14 protein-coding genes are annotated in these 17550 nt (G+C 35.7%); 12 read left to right on the top strand and 2 right to left on the bottom strand.

What is annotated here, in order from left to right; translation table 11 throughout:
• Positions 1 to 296: 296 nt before the first annotated feature.
• The 4 genes from C0W29_RS13540 to C0W29_RS13525 all read left to right on the top strand — a co-directional run bounded on the left by C0W29_RS13540 (position 297) and on the right by C0W29_RS13525 (position 4762).
• Entirely contained in the window at positions 297 to 1355 is a 1059-nt protein-coding gene (locus C0W29_RS13540) for a 3-deoxy-7-phosphoheptulonate synthase (RefSeq protein ID WP_045042745.1), read from the top strand.
• A 137-nt stretch (positions 1356 to 1492) separates the two neighbouring features.
• Entirely contained in the window at positions 1493 to 1975 is a 483-nt protein-coding gene (locus C0W29_RS13535; RefSeq protein ID WP_036795011.1) for a YajQ family cyclic di-GMP-binding protein, read from the top strand.
• 536 nt (positions 1976 to 2511) lie between these two features.
• Positions 2512 to 3804 carry a serine/threonine transporter gene (locus C0W29_RS13530; RefSeq protein ID WP_065190845.1) on the top strand — a complete coding sequence of 431 codons (1293 nt, stop codon included), beginning with the start codon at positions 2512 to 2514 and terminating at the stop codon, positions 3802 to 3804.
• Positions 3805 to 4009: 205 nt separating this feature from the next.
• Entirely contained in the window at positions 4010 to 4762 is a 753-nt protein-coding gene (locus C0W29_RS13525) for a DUF481 domain-containing protein (protein WP_045042744.1), read from the top strand.
• 78 nt (positions 4763 to 4840) lie between these two features.
• Here the strand turns inward: C0W29_RS13525 and lpxL are convergent, their stop codons facing one another.
• Both lpxL and C0W29_RS13515 read right to left on the bottom strand, forming a co-directional pair.
• Positions 4841 to 5773: an LpxL/LpxP family Kdo(2)-lipid IV(A) lauroyl/palmitoleoyl acyltransferase gene (gene lpxL, locus C0W29_RS13520; RefSeq protein WP_045042743.1), complete on the bottom strand. Its 933-nt coding sequence runs from the start codon at positions 5771 to 5773 to the stop codon at positions 4841 to 4843.
• A gap of 269 nt (positions 5774 to 6042) precedes the next feature.
• On the bottom strand, positions 6043 to 6969 hold the full coding sequence (locus tag C0W29_RS13515) for an LpxL/LpxP family Kdo(2)-lipid IV(A) lauroyl/palmitoleoyl acyltransferase (protein WP_045042742.1): 927 nt from the start codon (positions 6967 to 6969) through the stop codon (positions 6043 to 6045).
• Positions 6970 to 7452: 483 nt separating this feature from the next.
• Between C0W29_RS13515 and C0W29_RS13510 the strand changes: the two genes are divergently transcribed.
• The 8 genes from C0W29_RS13510 (at position 7453) to C0W29_RS13475 (ending at position 17550) form a co-directional block, all read left to right on the top strand.
• Positions 7453 to 7770, top strand: coding sequence for an STAS domain-containing protein (locus C0W29_RS13510; RefSeq protein WP_045042741.1), 318 nt, complete (start codon positions 7453 to 7455; stop codon positions 7768 to 7770).
• Positions 7771 to 7800: 30 nt separating this feature from the next.
• Positions 7801 to 8640, top strand: coding sequence for an OmpA family protein (locus C0W29_RS13505; protein WP_107174152.1), 840 nt, complete (start codon positions 7801 to 7803; stop codon positions 8638 to 8640).
• A 5-nt stretch (positions 8641 to 8645) separates the two neighbouring features.
• Positions 8646 to 10760, top strand: a complete 2115-nt coding sequence (locus C0W29_RS13500) for an SLBB domain-containing protein (RefSeq protein WP_045044433.1) — start codon at positions 8646 to 8648, stop codon at positions 10758 to 10760.
• Positions 10760 to 11467 (top strand): CpsD/CapB family tyrosine-protein kinase, encoded by a 708-nt coding sequence (locus C0W29_RS13495; protein ID WP_045044432.1) that lies wholly within the window; start codon positions 10760 to 10762, stop codon positions 11465 to 11467. Before C0W29_RS13500 ends, C0W29_RS13495 begins: the two co-directional genes overlap by 1 nt.
• Before the next feature lie 2 nt (positions 11468 to 11469).
• Entirely contained in the window at positions 11470 to 12996 is a 1527-nt protein-coding gene (locus tag C0W29_RS13490; RefSeq protein ID WP_045044431.1) for a response regulator, read from the top strand.
• 318 nt (positions 12997 to 13314) lie between these two features.
• A complete protein-coding gene (locus tag C0W29_RS13485) occupies positions 13315 to 14790 on the top strand; it encodes a sigma-54-dependent transcriptional regulator (RefSeq protein WP_045044430.1) in 1476 nt (491 codons plus the stop codon).
• Complete coding sequence (locus C0W29_RS13480; RefSeq protein ID WP_045044429.1) at positions 14774 to 15796, top strand: glycosyltransferase family 4 protein; 1023 nt, start codon at positions 14774 to 14776, stop codon at positions 15794 to 15796. Before C0W29_RS13485 ends, C0W29_RS13480 begins: the two co-directional genes overlap by 17 nt.
• A 308-nt stretch (positions 15797 to 16104) precedes the next feature.
• The gene (locus C0W29_RS13475; protein ID WP_107174153.1) at positions 16105 to 17550 is read left to right on the top strand and encodes a lipopolysaccharide biosynthesis protein; all 1446 of its coding nucleotides are present in this window, start codon (positions 16105 to 16107) and stop codon (positions 17548 to 17550) included.

The raw sequence follows: 17550 nt of genomic DNA, 5'->3' as shown, positions 1-17550 counted from the left end.
AAAGAGACTGATGCTTATAAATATCAATCCATTAAATAACTATTTATTGACCTTACTGCGTGTTCAATTTTCAAGCAAGAACAAAACATTATTTAATAACAATTATTCAACATCATTGACATATGCGACTAGGTTTATGAATATTAATAATTGGATGCAAAATCGCCATTTCAGCTATCAATATCTATAGTTACTTGCTAAAAACCTATTTGTTATCACAAGTTTGGTTTATTCCAACACTGATTTGGGCTATCTTAACGGGGTTATTACAGAGATACCAAGGTAGGCAAACTATTATGCCAATGAAAACAGATGAACTTCGCACAATGAGTCTCGGCCGAATGCCGACACCAGCAGAAGTAGAAACAGCCTCACCAATGACAGATGCTATTGCTGCGCATGTTGATAACGCACGTAAGCAAGTTGAAGCGATCCTATCAGGGAAAGATTCACGTCTATTGGTGATCGTAGGTCCATGTTCAATTCATGACACCGATGCTGCTATTGATTATGCGAAACGCCTTGTTGCTGTACAAGAAACATATAAAGACCAACTTTTTATCGTTATGCGTACTTATTTTGAAAAGCCGCGTACCGTTGTAGGTTGGAAAGGTCTAGTCTCAGATCCTCATTTAGATGGTAGCCTTGACCTTGCTGCTGGTTTGCATAAAGCGCGTAAACTATTAATTGATATTAACGCGTTAGGACTACCAACAGCGACTGAGTTTTTAGATATGATCACTGGCCAATATATTGCTGACCTGATCACATGGGGTGCCATTGGTGCCCGTACCACAGAATCTCAGATTCACCGTGAAATGGCCTCGGCGTTGTCGTGCCCTGTTGGCTTTAAAAATGGTACTGATGGCAATATTAAAATTGCTATTGATGCTATTCGAGCCACACACGCATCACATTTGTTTTGTTCACCAGATAAAAATGGTCAAATGACGATTTACCGCACCTCTGGTAATCCATACGGTCACATTATTCTTCGTGGTGGTAAAATGCCCAATTACCACCCACAAGATATTGCGACGGCTTGCGCTACTTTAACTGAATTTAAGTTAACGCCTAAGTTAATCGTTGATTTCAGTCACGGTAATTGCCAAAAGCAACATAAACGCCAACTTGATGTTACAGCTGAAATTTGTGAGCAAATTCGTAATGGCAGTCAGTCTATTGCTGGCATTATGGCCGAAAGCTTTATTGAAGAAGGTAACCAGACAGTAATTAGCGGTAAAGAAACTGAACTGGTTTATGGTAAATCGATTACAGACCCATGTATCGATTGGGGTGATACACTAGTGATGCTTAATATGCTTGCTGATGCCGTTAAAGACGCCAACGCGTAATTTCATCTTAACATCTTAATACAATAAAGGAGCTTCAATACATTGTTGCTCCTTTCCTCATATTCAATTAACGGTATAATGTACGCGTTAATTTATAACGGGATATATTTCCCACATTCAGATTAGAGGCCAATAACATGCCATGTTTTGATATTATTTCCGAAGTCGATACCGTAGAAATCAAAAATGCGGTAGATAATTCAATCCGAGAAATTAGCACTCGTTTTGATTTTCGTGGTGTTGAAGCCAGCGTAGAATTAAACAAAGAAATCGTAAAAATCACCTCAGAATCAGAATTTCAACTCGATCAGATTGTGGCGATTTTACGTGGTAATCTTGCTAAACGCGGTGTTGATGCCAATGCTCTTGAGCGTAAAGCAATAAACTTCTCAGGTAAAACAGCATCACAGAACATTGAATTTAAGCAAGGTGTAGAAACCACTAATGCTAAAAAACTGGTTAAGGCGATTAAAGACGCCAAATTAAAAGTTCAAGTGGCTATTCAAGGTGAAAAATTACGTGTAACAGCTAAAAAGCGTGATGATTTACAAGCGACTATGGCGCTAGTTCGTGCGCAAGATCTTGGTCAACCATTCCAATTTGATAATTTTCGTGATTAATCACTATTAATATCATAAGGGAAGCGTATCATCGCTTCCTTTTTTTTGATTTAAATATTCAACTATTTTTGAGTAACTTTAAAAATAATGATAACATTTAAACTGTTACTATTAAATTTATACTTTACTGTTACATTGAAATACGTCATACAAATATAAAATAACACATTAAATAAACAATAACTCCTCATCTGAAACCATTCAAAAAACCGCAACACAACACCATTAACACCCCAATTACAACCAAGAATACTTTTTAAGCAAACAAATTTTTTTTAATTGCAAAAATTGTTGCGTAGCATGCTTATACCCTATAATTCACCCACTTCAATAATGGTTAATTATTTTTCATTCTCTGTTGCTAACATAATAGGATAAAGAGCAACAACAACGATAACTAGCATGGATATGCTTATTACGATCATGGAACGTTCACTTTTTACAACAATTATTGTTGTAAGTATTTATTCGCTTGTTGTGTGACTCAACTTATTCAGTACACATTGACTGAAAATAAAATAGAGGAGATGTCCATAATGGGCACCGCACAACAAAAAACAACTGCAACAACAACCGAAAATACCCAAAAGCTCGGCTGGAGTAAAAGTGATACCGTATGGATGCTCGGTTTATATGGCACAGCAGTTGGTGCTGGCACTTTATTTTTACCTATCAATGCTGGGGTTGGTGGCTTAATCCCACTCATCGTCATGATGATTTTAGCATTACCAATGACATTTTTTGCTCACAGAGCAATGATGCGTTTTGTATTATCTAGTGCTAATCCTGGTGCTGATATCACTGATGTGGTTGAAGAACACTTTGGTAAAAATATGGGTAAAATTATTACCCTGCTGTATTTCTTTGCTATCTATCCTATTTTATTAGTTTATAGCGTGGCTTTAACCAATACCGTTGAAAGCTTCATGAAGTTTCAATTAGGTATCGAGCCACCAGCACGTGCAATTTTGGCATTAATCCTAATTATTGCATTAATGGCAATCGTTCGTTTAGGTGAGCAACTGATCGTAAAAGCGATGAGCATTTTAGTCTTCCCTTTTGTTGCTGTATTACTGATGCTTGCGTTATACCTTGTCCCCCACTGGAACGGTGCTATTTTCACTGACATCATTCCTCAAGGTGGTAGTACTAATACCGTAATGATGGCTGTATGGTTAATCCTACCTGTAATGGTATTTTCTTTTAACCATTCACCTGTTATCTCTTCATTTGCGGTTGCTAAAGAAAAAGAATATGGCGTTAATGCTGAGCGTCAAGGCTCACGTATTTTATTACGCGCTCATATTATGATGGTTATTACCGTGATGTTTTTTGTGTGTAGCTGTGTATTAAGCTTAACACCAGCCGATCTTATAGAGGCTAAAGCACAAAATGCTTCTATTCTGACTTACCTTGCAAACCATTTTGATACACCCGTTATCGCTTATGCCGCACCGATTGTTGCAATTATCGCGATAACAAAATCTTTCTTAGGTCACTATTTAGGTGCAAGTGAAGGTTTAAATGGCATCATTCACAAAGTCGCACGTGATAAGAATAAAACTATTTCAGACAAAGCGCTTAATCGTTTCACTGCCTTATTTATGCTTATTACCACTTGGACTGTTGCAACACTCAACCCAAGTATTTTAGGCATGATTGAAAACTTAGGCGGACCAATTATTGCAATGTTGTTATTTATTATGCCAATGTATGCAATAAAAAAAGTACCCGCTATGAAAAAATATTCAGGGGCTATCAGTAATGTATTCGTAACTATTATTGGTTTAATGTCTATCTCTGCTATTTTTTATTCACTAATACAGTAAATAATAATTATACAAACTATAGAAAAGGCTAACTAACCACTAGCCTTTTTTATTTAAACCAAATAGTTATAAATATTTTTAGTCACCTGTCATCACCCCCATTAAACATCATCACAAGCACTTTACAGCAACCATACAGTACCATGACATTTTATACTGCTATATTGCTTACATTGTGCCTCAAATTACATTCGACGGCTAAACAATGAAAGCATTACTGTTAGTACCCATTACAACTTTATTTTGCCACGCCGCCTACGCCACAAACATAGATAATCAACCAATTGAAGAGTCTTCTTCTGATTTTAAAGGCACGGCAAAGTTAGGTTTCATTTACTCTAAAACGACAAATACTTCGATGTCGATGAATTCTGCCGCCTCGTTGAAGCACAGCACAGAAGATTGGAGTAACAAACTTAAATTTAGTTCTTATTACACTGATTCAACAAAAGAAGAAGATGGTGTCAATAAATATAGCATTGCGTTAGATACCCGCTATATGATTAATGCACATAAATTTACTTACTTACGTAATGAATATAATCATGACCAATTTGAAACCTATCGTCATGAATATATTATTGCAACAGGTTTAGGTTATAAAATTTATGATACAAAGACGACTAAATTAACGATCGGCGGTGGTCCTGGTTTTCGTTACAGCAAACGCCAACTAAATGATCCCGATCATCCTAATCAAGTTGAGCGCAATATCATTGCCAATGCATTTGTAAATGCGGAAAAACACATTACTCCCACATTATCAGTCGGTGCAAATAGTGGTATTGACTACGGTGTTTCAAATACTAATTATTCTATTGATGGATATATTAAAAACAAACTTATTGGTAATGTTTCATTATTACTCGATTCTAAATATATCTATAACACTGAAGTAGCTTCCGATAAAAGTCATTCCGAAATCTATAGCACTGTCAGCTTAACCTATGATTTCTAATTAGCTACGTATAAAAAAACCGAGATATTAATACTCGGTTTTTTCCTATATAGAGTAGCGCTATTATTAATATATTAACTAATAATATAAGCTTTGTTCACCCTCGGGGCGAGTTTTAAAGCGCCGATGCAGCCACATATATTGGCTAGGTGCTGCCATAATTGAATGCTCTACTGCTTTATTAATATAAACAGCAGCATCATGAGGCTCTTTATGTGGAAATTCAGTTAACGGTGGAAATATCTTTAACGTATATTTACCACTATTACTATTGCGGATCATCGCAAAAGGCAATGGAACAGCGCCAGATGCATCAATCAATAAACTGGTCCCCGTTGTCGTACAAGCATCTTTTACCGAAAATAATGGTGCAAAGGTTGAATTACGGCCACGACCATAATCCTGATCGGGAGCGTACCATAAGATTTCTCCGTCTTTTAACCCCTTAAGCATGCCTTTAACATTTTTACGATCAAGCATATATTTATTTGAGCGTACACGACCTTTAAACTGGAAATAATCAAAACAAGGGTTATTATTTGGTCTATATACACCGACGCCAGGTTTTTTCAAACCAAAAGCACGCGCACCTAACTCTAAATTCAGAGAATGCACTGCTATTAATAGAATACCTTTTCCTTGCTGCTGTATTTGCTCAACATACTCTAGCCCCTCAACATCAACATGTCTTTCCACTCGAATATCAGGCCAAAACCACGCCATCGCAGTTTCAAACAATGCTAATCCAGTGTTATCCATATTCTGTGAAATTAACTGTTGCTGCTCATCTACAGATAAAGAAGGAAAACACAATTCTATATTTTGCTTAATCGTTTCACGGCGACTAGACATAACCTTCATAGCTAATCGACCGACACCTTGTCCTAATCGAAATTGGATGAAATATGGTAACCAACTAAGCAGATACATTACTCCCATTAACATCAATACCAACCAGTAACGAGGATGTAATAATGATTTAATAAATGTTGGCTCAGTAAATTTACTCATAACAAAATACAGGGTTCCTCTGTTAATATCTTCAAAGTGTTGACAATAAACAACGCCTTCGAAGTATTCATCTGACTAATGTTATTATTATATTAGGTGAAATAGTTTATTAAATGCAAGCGAATACCATACGGCAATCGTCATTATACAGCGGTGATTAAGGTTAGTTATTATTACGTTAATAAACAAAATTTAATCACTGAATCAGAGCACAATAAAAAAGCCCACTTAAAAAAGTGAGCTTGATTGTATTGATAATATAACGTTAATTAATAAAGGCTTGGCTGCCCTTCTGGGCGATTTTTAAAGCGACGATGAAGCCACATATATTGACTAGGTGCGGCCATAATTGATTGTTCAACTATCTTATTAATAAAAACAGCAGCGGCTTCTGGATCTTTATTAGGAAAGCCATCAACAGGCTGACATACCGTTAATGTATAATGGCCAGAATCGTTATCACGTACCATAGTAAATGGCACTACCGCGCAATGAGTCGCATCGACTAATAAGCTCGTACCCGTTGTTGTACATGCTTGCTCAACCGCAAATAAAGGAGCAAATACTGAACGACGTACACCATAATCATGATCAGGAGCATACCATACTCGTTCGCCTGACTTTAGTGCGCGTAACATACCCTTAACATCCTTTCGATCAATAAGGGTGCGATTAGAACGTGAACGACCTTTATATTGAAAGTAGTCAAAACACGGATTGTTATTGGGACGATAAACCCCCATACCCGACTTTTTAATACCAAAAGCACGAGCACCAAGCTCAAGATTCATTGAATGCACAGCAACCATTAATGCTCCTTTGCCTTCACGCTCTAATTGTTCAATATATTCCATACCCTTAATCGTGACGTGACGACACACTCGTGCATCAGACCAAAACCATGCCATACCCGTTTCAAATAATGCTAACCCTGTATTATCAATATTTTCTTTAACTAAATTATCTCGTTCACTTTCACTCATTGATGGGAAACATAGTTCTAGATTACGATAAATTACATGACGACGGTTTTTCATTAGCTTAATCGCTAAGCGGCCGATACGTTGGCCCAAGAAAAACTGTACACGATAAGGCAATAAACTAAGAAGATACATTAATGCTATCAACATTAACGTTCCCCAATAGCGAGGATGCAGCAATGAATAAGAAAAAACAGGAATATGCTTAGAACTCATACGATATTATAGCCTTGGGTTTTAATGATTTACTAAAAAACATGATAGTTAGAAGCCGTTATAATAGTCCTTTCGCACTCGAGTAAAAAGCAAAACTACGTTTTTTATTGTCAAAATTAGCATAATCTATACTTTAGTGACTAAAAATGAAAAACACCAATATATAACAATACGTTATTATTTTTTATTTAACATTATTCCTAACTAATGACATATCAATTAACCCTTTCTATTCATCTCTATTTTTTATGCTACCTGTTATCGACATATCGTCACTGTTATTACTTAATCCACAGTAAATAAATCAGCTGTTATGCCAAAATAGATTAACTATCAGACTGCATTGCAAATATAGAAATTATATTTTTTAGTTTTATCGCTCTGACGAAAACACTCAAGGCACTGAATTATAAGAATAATATTATTGGCACAATTACTGCTAATTTGTTAATAACCTCAACATTACTTAATTAGGTGTCAAATATGGAATTACGTCAATTAGAGATAAATGACGATACGATCGTGTTATCTATCAGTGGTGATATGGATGCAGCTGGATGTCAAAATATACAATCAACCATTGACGATGTAATTAGCAAACCACATCCACATATAGACGTAGATATGGAAAATGTCGCTTTTTTAGATTCATCTGGGATTGGGGCTTTAGTCTATCTCTATAAAAGACTAACAGAAAAACAGCATAGTATGCGGATAAAAAATGCTCATGGACAACCACTGTCATTACTAAAACTACTACGAATTGAGAATGCTATACCTGTAAACGAAAGCCGTGAATAGCACTCATTGTATAATGGAGATGATCACGATATGGAACTCAGAAAACTGAAGCATAACTTAGGGTTAATTCTAATACTTAGCTTATTTTTTACGCCAGGTTGTACTACTTTTGCTGAACCTGGTCGTGGTGGAGGCACTAATAATTATTTAAACACTCGATCGACAATATTAGAGCATCTACAACCATTAGGCCCTGAAGATGGTTTACGATTTGAATGGGAACTTGTCGCCCGTCATCTTGATGAATTAATCATGAATAAATCACAATGGTGTTTTCCTGCCACAGTACTCCAAGCTCAACAAAATGAATCTAGAATAGCGAGTGAGCTTGTTGGTGGATTAGAGATAGATGCCACCAACAGTCTTATTATTCAACGAAATTTATTACAGCGATTGGAGCAACAAACAAACTACGCAAAAAAACAAAAAATCTGCCAACCCCCAATAGACAGCGACACTGATACAAACAATATTGTCTTCACCAAAAAGATATATAATCTGCTCAATAAAGCTGATCAATTTATTTTTAACTCATCAGAGCTTGATCCTAAATACATTGTTAATTTATCTGTTGCCTCGCAATTACTTGCAAAAAACGATAATTACAAAATACTAATAACAGGTCATAGCGATTCGTTTTCAGCCGATATACCTGCCAGTCAGCTTGCTCGTCAACGCGCCGAACAAATACAACGCTATCTCAGTATTTTTGGACTCAACCCTAACCGTATTCATATTGATTCAATAGACTCTCAACCCCCTTCTTTTTCTACACCACAAGCACGCGAGCATTTGAGTAATCGTCGAGTCACTATTGAATTAATGCATATAAATCAACCTCTCATGCTTGATGACTTCTCTTGGAGGTAAATACAATGCGTTTATTTAGGCTGATTATATTCTCTTGTTATTACCTTCTGTTAACCGGTCATTTTGCCTATGCTGAATCAGAAAATACGGTTCGTGTTGGTGACATTATAACTATTATTTTACCTGGAGAAGAATCACTCAATGCAACGTTTCAAGTGGATAAACAAGGGCAAGTCACCCTACCTGAAATAGGCCCTTTAACCGTTGCTGGGAAAACAGAACAACAAATGGTCACGATTATTACTATGAGCTTAAAAACCGTGATGCAGGATCTTAATCACTTAAGAGTTTTTATCAGTAAACGGCAACTGATTATTAATATTCAAGGTTATGTTAATCAACCTGGCGAATATATTATTGCTGATACTGATTCGGTACAACTGGCACTTTATGCAGCCGGAGGATTACGGCCAGGCGCACAACTCAATCGCTTACAACTACGTCGTGGTGACACAATAACAACATTTAATTATAAATCGTTTTTAGACTCCGGTGATCTATCAAAATTACCGACCCTGCAGTCTCTCGATACCCTGTTTATTCCAGCATCAGCAATGATTGGTAATATTGAACAAGAATTTGATACCGCCAAATTAGCACAAGCTGGTGATGCTGCTGATGATAAAAACGCTGTCAAAGTCTTTGGTGAAGTTCACGACCCTGGTACGTTTTCTTATAAAGAGGATGCCACTATCGTGCATGTTTTAATGCGTGCAGGGGGGGTAACTCGTTATGCGACTGTTGAGCAAATCAGAGTTATTTCTAATAATGAACCACGAACTTTTAACCTAAAAAAATACTTAGATTCAGGTGACGAAACTTTACTACCCAAGCTGTATCCAGGTTCAACTATTTTTATTCCTAAGCAACAAGAAGAGATTAAATTTGGTGCCAATATCGTCTATGTCATGGGTGAGGTAGCTAGTCCTGGTGCATACGAAGGTAAAAAAGGAGCTACTTTTATGGGCATTCTTGCCAATGCAGGCGGCCCCACTCGGTTTGCAGAATCACGGCAAATCCGAATCATAAAATCCCATGGTGAAGTCATTAATTTTGACCTCTCTGGGTATACCGAAGGAACTAATTATCAAGCACCACCATTAATTGAATCTGGCGATGCTATTTTTGTTCCTGAAAAAACAGATATGAATGAGAAATCATGGTTAAAAATAGCACCTCATCGTGCTGTACGTGTCTTCGGTGAAGTCGAAGATCCAGGACGAATAGAATGGTCTGATGAAATGTCCTTCCTCGATTTATTAGCCCATGTCGGTGGTCCAACGGTACGAGCAGATACCGCCAACATCGAAGTTGTTACTCCTGACGCTAACGGAAAAAACCTTGTTTATACATTTAACCTTGATACTTTTATGTTAGAAGGAAGGCCTGAGTCTTCTCTCCCTATCATTAGAGCTGGCGCAACAATCAGAATTCGAGATTTACCCCTCGATCCAACGGATAATAAATCACAATGGGTACGTCAAACATCAGACAGTTCTATTTATATCTTTGGACAAGTTAATTCTGGAGGTCGTTATCGCTTTACTAATAATCTCCATTTTTTAGATATTCTTGCTGCTGCCGATGGACCGACAATCGATGCTGATCTGCATAATATTCGTGTCACGCACCGAAACCAAAAATATTCAAAAGTATCTAAATTAGACCTAGCACTTTATTTTGAAACCGGTGATGAATCATTACTCCCGATAGTGAAAACCGGTGACTCAATTTATATTCCAGAAAAAAAACGTATATGGATAGATGAAACTAATGAAACAACTATTCGCATGTTGGGTGCAGTTCATAAACCAGGACGTTATCGCTTTCATGATTCTATGACCATATTAGATATCTTAGCTAAGGCTGGCGGTACGACCGATAATGCTTACCCTGAAAAAATCAGTGTTATTAATAACTCGCGTCATCAAGGGCAAGCACGGACCTTTGATCTTATCAAATTTAGCCGCACAGGCGATTATAAAATGCTACCTGTATTAAGAGCTGGAGACACCGTTTATGTACCAACTAAAGATGAAAGTATTCTGGCAAATGTTCGTCTTGGTATCCAAGATATATTCCAAGTACTTGCAACACTGGCTTTGATTGGATCTTTGTAATGAAAATCCCGTCATACCAGATGGAAATTGAAGATATTTTTTTGTTCCTAGAGCAACAGAACTATCACTCAATATGCATTACATCTAGCAATCCCAAAGAAGGCGTTACTTCACTAGCGCAAGCGATTACTGAACGTCATTTATTAGCAGGTTATCGTACCCTATTAGTCGATCTTAATTTTCAAAATCCAAGTTTAATTCCTTTAACGCAGTTTATAAAAAACCCATACTCTAACAATCAAACAAATGATTATTTAACCTATGATCCTCATAATAAAGTGGGGTTATTAGGGACATCGATCATTAAAAACAAAGCGCATATTATTGCATTACGCCAGCCTCAAAACTTGAAAAAAACAATCGCAACATGGTTATTAGAATTTGATAAAATTATCATAGATACCTCACCACTGTCTCAATCTGCCCTACAAAATATTCCAGCACATACAGTTGCAAGTTGCTGTGATGGTACTATCCTTATCATTCTATCTGGTCAAACACGACAAAATGAAATCAAAGAGGCGCTAGATAAATTAGCGGCACATAATGCAAACCTAGTTGGGCTTGTATTTAATGACCAATTTCAACCACATATTAAAAATGAAATTTGTCGCGAAATTAAACGCTGTACTTTTTTACCTGACAAAATATCGACAAAACTTATTAAGTTTATTAAAAATAACCGATTTCTATCTATTTTGGTGTAATAATGGCAGATTCCATTCTTCTATTTGAAAGCATCCAGCCAACAAAACTTGAATCAGTACGAGTATTACGTCAATCATTATCTAAAATTCTTGATCATCTTGATATTAAGACAAATGTAAAACAACACTGCTTATTATGTTGTTCTGAGTGGTGTACTAATCTTATTATTCATGCGACGCCTCCAAGTCGTGATATTACGGTTAGCTTTAGAAAGTCAAAAAAGAAATGGCTATTACTTATTAAAGATAATGGAGAAACATGGGATCCAACCATGCATCGTTCAATAATAGATGCCAGAACGAAGACGGATATATTAAAAGGCTGTGGATATGGTATAAATATAATTAATAATATTTCTGATGGAATGTTTTACCAGTCTCAACCCACCTATAACCTTTTCACTATCCTTTGGGAACGCGATACACATCGTATTAAGCCTCATATTTTATTAGTTGAAGATAATACATCCCAAGTTCAGCTTTACTGTGCGTATCTAAAACCACAATTTAGCGTGAGCATTGCAGCTAATGGTAGACAAGCCTTAACTTTTCTAAAAAATGAAAAAGTCGACTTAATTATTTCAGATATTCAAATGCCAGAAATGAGCGGAATTGAATTACGACAACAATTGGAAAAAATCAAAACATCTTCAACGCCTTTTATCTTTTTGTCTCATTCATTAGATGAAGCCATAATTCATGATGCAGTCGATTTAGGTATTGATGATTATTTAAAAAAACCCATTAAAAAAAAGCAGTTACTCAATTCAATACATCGTGTTCTTACGCGCTTTAATCAGGTTTATCATTTCCTTTCTCAACAGGTTAATCAGAAAATCACGGCCTCACTGCTGCCACAAGTCAACCTTAATTCAAATCACTGGCGACTGGCTTTCCAGCAACGCAACACAGGGCGAGGTGGCGGAGATTTTATCCTATCGACGAGTCATAACGGCATCACACAATTATTACTTGCAGATGTTATGGGGCATGATGAAAGTGCTAAATTCTTCTCTTACGCATATATTGGCTATATTCGCGGGCTAATGCAAAATACAGATCTAACCCAACCAGCTCAATTACTCACGAAATTATCCGATAATGCTTATAAAGATCAATTACTATCCCAAACAATGCTAACTGGCTGCTGCCTCAGTTTTATTAACGCTAATACGATTAAATTAAGTGGTGCTGGACACCCTTACCCAATACACATTCACCACAAGAGATTACATTCAATTAAAGCTGAAGGCACATTACCCGGATTATTACCTCACACGGAATATCAAAATATCTCTCTAATCCTAAACAAAAATGAACGATTAGTACTATTAACTGATGGCTTATTTGAGTCTGGTAACACCATAACAGAACGTGAAACACTTGAGCTATCAATAAAAAAACATTTACTTATAACAGCAAACCTTCCACTTAATATCGCACTTGAGAAAATAATGCATGTTTTTGATACGTTAGCAGGTACTCCTCCTAATGATGATGCATTACTATTACTAATTGAAAAAAAATGACACTACTTTATGGTAATTAATTGTGATATTTAGACTATTCCGTCATTAACTACCTTCTATTTATGGTTAATACCTACTACCTAATCATAGAATTAACTCGTCTTATTATTATTCATCAAGCATTTAAAAATACGACTATAATTACTGATAAGATTAGAATTGATTATTATATAAAGATAATTAATCACCGATTAACTATCACTTATATATGTATTTATTCAAAAAATCAGTCGCTAATAGCTCATATTTATAAACTTAGGAAAAGACTAAAACCAATAAAAATTAGTTGTTAAACTTCTCTATAAACAGGATGTTATTATGCTACAAAAAGTACTTTTAGTAGAAGACTCAACATCATTAGCGATTCTTTATAAACAGTATGTGAAGAATGAACCTTACGAGTTCTTTCATGTAACAACAGGTGAGGATGCGAAAAATTTTATTGTAAAGAATCCCCCCCAGTTAATCATTCTAGATCTCAAACTCCCTGATATATCAGGTAAAGAGATTTTACAATGGATTAGAGATCAAAAAATACCAACAGCAGTGATTATTGCAACAGCTCATGGCACCATAGATATCGCTGTTACACTCATTCAAAATGGTGCAAATGATTTTTTAGAAAAACCGATTCAAGCCGATCGCCTTAAAACTTCAATTAAAAATCACCTTAAAAATAATAAGCTTGAAATGTTAGTTGAAGACATTCAAAACACGTTTAACTACAAAAAATATCAAGGGTTTATTGGATCTTGTTTACCAATGCAAGCAGTATACAAAATTATTGACGCTGTTGCTCCCACCAATGCCAATGTATTCATTTCAGGTGAAAGTGGCACAGGTAAAGAGGTCTGCGCTGAAGCTATTCATTATAAAAGCCAACGTTATAATAAACCGTTTGTTGCCATTAACTGCGGTGCAATTCCTCGCGATTTAATGGAAAGTGAAATATTTGGCCATGTAAAAGGGGCTTTCACTGGTGCAACGACTGACCGAAAAGGTGCCGCAATGCAAGCAAATGGGGGCACTCTTTTTTTAGATGAATTGTGTGAAATGGAACTAGAAATGCAAAAGAAATTACTCCGTTTCTTACAAACTGGCCGCTTCACTCCCCTCGGTGGTAGTAAAGAAATAAGTACCGATTTACGTATTATTTGCGCGACTAACCGTGATCCTCTTACTGAACTTAATGAAAAACGATTTCGTGAAGATTTGTATTACCGAGTTAATGTTGTTCCCATCAAAATGCCACCACTTCGAGACCGAGACACCGATATTATTGATATTGCACGTTTCTTTTTGAAAAAATATGCAAAAGAAGACAATAAAAAATTTAGAGCTATAAAACGTAATGTCGAACTAAAACTCTGTCATTATTCTTGGCCTGGTAATGTCCGTCAATTACAAAATATCATTCGTAATATTGTTGTGCTCCACAATGATACCCATGTACTAATGGAACATTTACCTGAGCCACTCAATAAATTAACGTCTTCCACTAAAGTCTCTGAAAAGCCACAAGAGAAGCAAAATAACGTCACCCCCATAAAGCCACCAGCAAACCTAGATCCACCATTGCATACCGCCGCTACGCCAAATATCGAAAATGATGATACAAAAACTATTAATACGAACCTCATTCGTCCAATGGCTGATATTGAACGTGAAGTTATTGAAAATGCAATTGATTATTGCGAAGGAAATGTCCTAAATGCAGCAGTATTACTTGAACTAAGCCCATCAACTTTATATAGGAAAAAACAAATTTGGGATACCTATGAAGAGTCAGATTAAATCATTACGTATTTGGCTGATAGTCGATAGTAAAGATATTGGTGGCATTGAGTCACATATTTTACAACTCGCTAAAGGTTTAACTCTTCATCATCAACATGTTAGTATCGTTTTTTTATGCCGTTACCATAAAACACATCCATTAACCCATTTACTTAACCACGCAAAAATTGACTATCATTTTTTATCAGGCTCAATACGATCACTACTGCAACTCACTTTGCAACATCGCCCCAGCGTTATTCATTCTCATGGTTACAAAGCTGCTATTTATTGTCGATTAATACGTCTAATCCTATTTTGTACTCAATGCAATATTCGTTTTATTAATACCTTCCATGCTGGAGAAATACCTACAGGGAAGGTGAAATTATATGATGCAATTGATCGATGGAGTGCGTGTTTGAATCACACAAATTTCGCTGTCAGTGATGATATAAAACAACGGATTCCATTCAAAACCAATATTATTAACAATTTCATAAATACCGATCATCTTCCCCTTTCCCACGGTAAACAGATAGCTTTTGTTGGTCGCTTAAGTCACGAAAAAGCACCGGAACGATTTGTAGAACTCGCGCTATGTTTACCACAGTTCAATTTTCATATTTATGGTGATGGTCCTTTAGCTTTCACCTTGCGGCAGCGCGCTCCCTTGAACTTGAAATTTCATGGGCAAAAGCAATCTATGGATAATATATGGTCCCATATTGGACTATTAGTTATTTGCTCCCGATATGAAGGCTTACCAATGGTAGCCCTTGAAGCGATGGGACATGGGATCCCTGTTATTGCTACTGCTGTCGGTAATATACATCAACTTATTAAACACAATATTAATGGTTGGATTATTGAACCACAATCCCTTGCCGCTGCTGTCCTGCATTGGTCTCAATTACAAAAATCACAGCGAGATAAAATACAAAAAATGGCTCAAAATACAATTATCCAATCTTATTCATCGCGCGCTGTAATCCCTGAATTATTAACCGCTTATAGTCATTAAGTGTATTCTCAATTTAAGAATATAGATTTATCAATATGGGGATACTAAAAATAAATTAAAATCGTTTATTTTCAATCAATTAACACCATAATAACTTGGCACTCCTTTTGCTTTATTTTATCTTCATATCTTAATAATTTGATATGAGTTATTTAGATACACAAGGAAATATTATGGGTAGCAGTCATTATATCTTTGTTTTTGGAACAGTTTTCTATGTCGGTCGATCTAAGTTCATTAGTAATCTAATATTAAACCTAACCATAGTTAACAAATACCCATCAACACCTGTACGAGTATAAGTACAGATGCAGATATGGTCATTATCAACACCTATCAAAAATATCATTCTTTATAGTACGAGTATTGTACTAATGAAAGGTGTCTCTCTTATAATGTTACCGTATATTGCTACTCACCTTTCTCAATCAGAATTAGGCCGTTTAGAAGTTCTTTCAACTATTGCTATTATTATTAGTATTATTTTTGGGCTGTCGTTACATGAAGCGTTATATCGATTTTCAGGAATAGCCAATGAAAATAAAAAAAATAAGATTACTGCCGATATCTTTATTCTCAGTCTTATTATTGCAGCCATTTCTCTGCCTATAATTTGGATATTATGTCCTTTATTAAGTCAAATTAGCGCATTAAAAAGTTCGACTCTTGAACTTGAACTTCTACTAATCCCATTAGCATTTGAAGCTGTTGTTATGGTTGTACTCGCAGCATTACGAATGAAAGAAAAAGCATGGGTATTTTTTTACTTAACAACCGGAAGAGCACTTCTTCAAGCACTGTTAGTCATGATTGTACTTCACTATGGATATGGCGTTACTGAGGTGATTTTAACGGGATTTATTAGTGCAATGATCCAAACTGTCGCAGTTATCTATATTCAATATAAAATGAATAAAGCCACTTATATTAAGTATCACTTTAATCTTCGCATTACACGAATATATTTAGTCTATTGCTTACCTTTAATGTTCAGTGGTGTCATATTTTTCGGACTTAATGGTCTCGAACGTTGGTTCTTAATTATTTATGTTTCATTTAACGACGTTGCACTTTATGCCATTGCCTTTAAATTTGCATTAATACTTGTTTTACTAATGCAACCATTTGGTATGTGGTGGATGCCTAAACGATTTGAGTATTTATCTAAAAACGGAGCGAATACAACAACAGAAATTACCCATATAAGTATTGTCTTATTATGTGTTTTAACTGTTTTGGTATGTTATTTTTCACCTTTTTTTATAGATTGGTTTATGCCACCAAGCTACCAACCAGCCAAAGAGATGGTTTATATTTTAGCTGTTATTTTTGCTATCAAAGAACTTAATGAACTCATTAATTTAGGAGCATTAGTTAAGCAAGAAACAAAAAAATTATTAGTGATTAATATCTTTTCGACAATAATAGGAGTAACCATGATAATACTACTTACACCCTATTATAAAATTAATGGGGTGCTCATTGCCTTAATCGTAGCCCAAAGTATCAGGACACTTAGCACCTACTGGCTATCTCAACGTTGTTTTGCTTTTCCATATGCCATAAAAAAAATTGCCGGTTTATTTGTTATAAGTGCCGTAGCTATCGGATTAAGCCAATATCAAAGCACCATATTATTACATTTATCTAATGCTTTTTTATCAATATCTACTTTATTAATTTTTTCGTTTTGGAATCAGCTAATTATCTTCCCCATAACGGGTAAATCAACACAAATTACTCAAAAGAGATAA

Origin of the sequence: Photobacterium kishitanii (assembly GCF_003026355.1) — a bacterium.
GTDB lineage: Bacteria > Pseudomonadota > Gammaproteobacteria > Enterobacterales > Vibrionaceae > Photobacterium > Photobacterium kishitanii.
Note: the sequence above shows the minus strand (reverse complement) of the source record. Positions and strands in the feature narration are given on the sequence as shown.

Excerpts from the sequence above, each read along its gene's own strand:
- C0W29_RS13540 (WP_045042745.1), top strand. The coding sequence starts at position 297 with ATGCCAATGAAAACAGATGAACTTCGCACAATGAGTCTCGGCCGAATG.
- C0W29_RS13535 (WP_036795011.1), top strand. The coding sequence starts at position 1,493 with ATGCCATGTTTTGATATTATTTCCGAAGTCGATACCGTAGAAATCAAA.
- C0W29_RS13530 (WP_065190845.1), top strand. The coding sequence starts at position 2,512 with ATGGGCACCGCACAACAAAAAACAACTGCAACAACAACCGAAAATACC.
- C0W29_RS13525 (WP_045042744.1), top strand. The coding sequence starts at position 4,010 with ATGAAAGCATTACTGTTAGTACCCATTACAACTTTATTTTGCCACGCC.
- lpxL (WP_045042743.1), bottom strand. The coding sequence starts at position 5,773 with ATGAGTAAATTTACTGAGCCAACATTTATTAAATCATTATTACATCCT.
- C0W29_RS13515 (WP_045042742.1), bottom strand. The coding sequence starts at position 6,969 with ATGAGTTCTAAGCATATTCCTGTTTTTTCTTATTCATTGCTGCATCCT.
- C0W29_RS13510 (WP_045042741.1), top strand. The coding sequence starts at position 7,453 with ATGGAATTACGTCAATTAGAGATAAATGACGATACGATCGTGTTATCT.
- C0W29_RS13505 (WP_107174152.1), top strand. The coding sequence starts at position 7,801 with ATGGAACTCAGAAAACTGAAGCATAACTTAGGGTTAATTCTAATACTT.
- C0W29_RS13500 (WP_045044433.1), top strand. The coding sequence starts at position 8,646 with ATGCGTTTATTTAGGCTGATTATATTCTCTTGTTATTACCTTCTGTTA.
- C0W29_RS13495 (WP_045044432.1), top strand. The coding sequence starts at position 10,760 with ATGAAAATCCCGTCATACCAGATGGAAATTGAAGATATTTTTTTGTTC.
- C0W29_RS13490 (WP_045044431.1), top strand. The coding sequence starts at position 11,470 with ATGGCAGATTCCATTCTTCTATTTGAAAGCATCCAGCCAACAAAACTT.
- C0W29_RS13485 (WP_045044430.1), top strand. The coding sequence starts at position 13,315 with ATGCTACAAAAAGTACTTTTAGTAGAAGACTCAACATCATTAGCGATT.
- C0W29_RS13480 (WP_045044429.1), top strand. The coding sequence starts at position 14,774 with ATGAAGAGTCAGATTAAATCATTACGTATTTGGCTGATAGTCGATAGT.
- C0W29_RS13475 (WP_107174153.1), top strand. The coding sequence starts at position 16,105 with ATGCAGATATGGTCATTATCAACACCTATCAAAAATATCATTCTTTAT.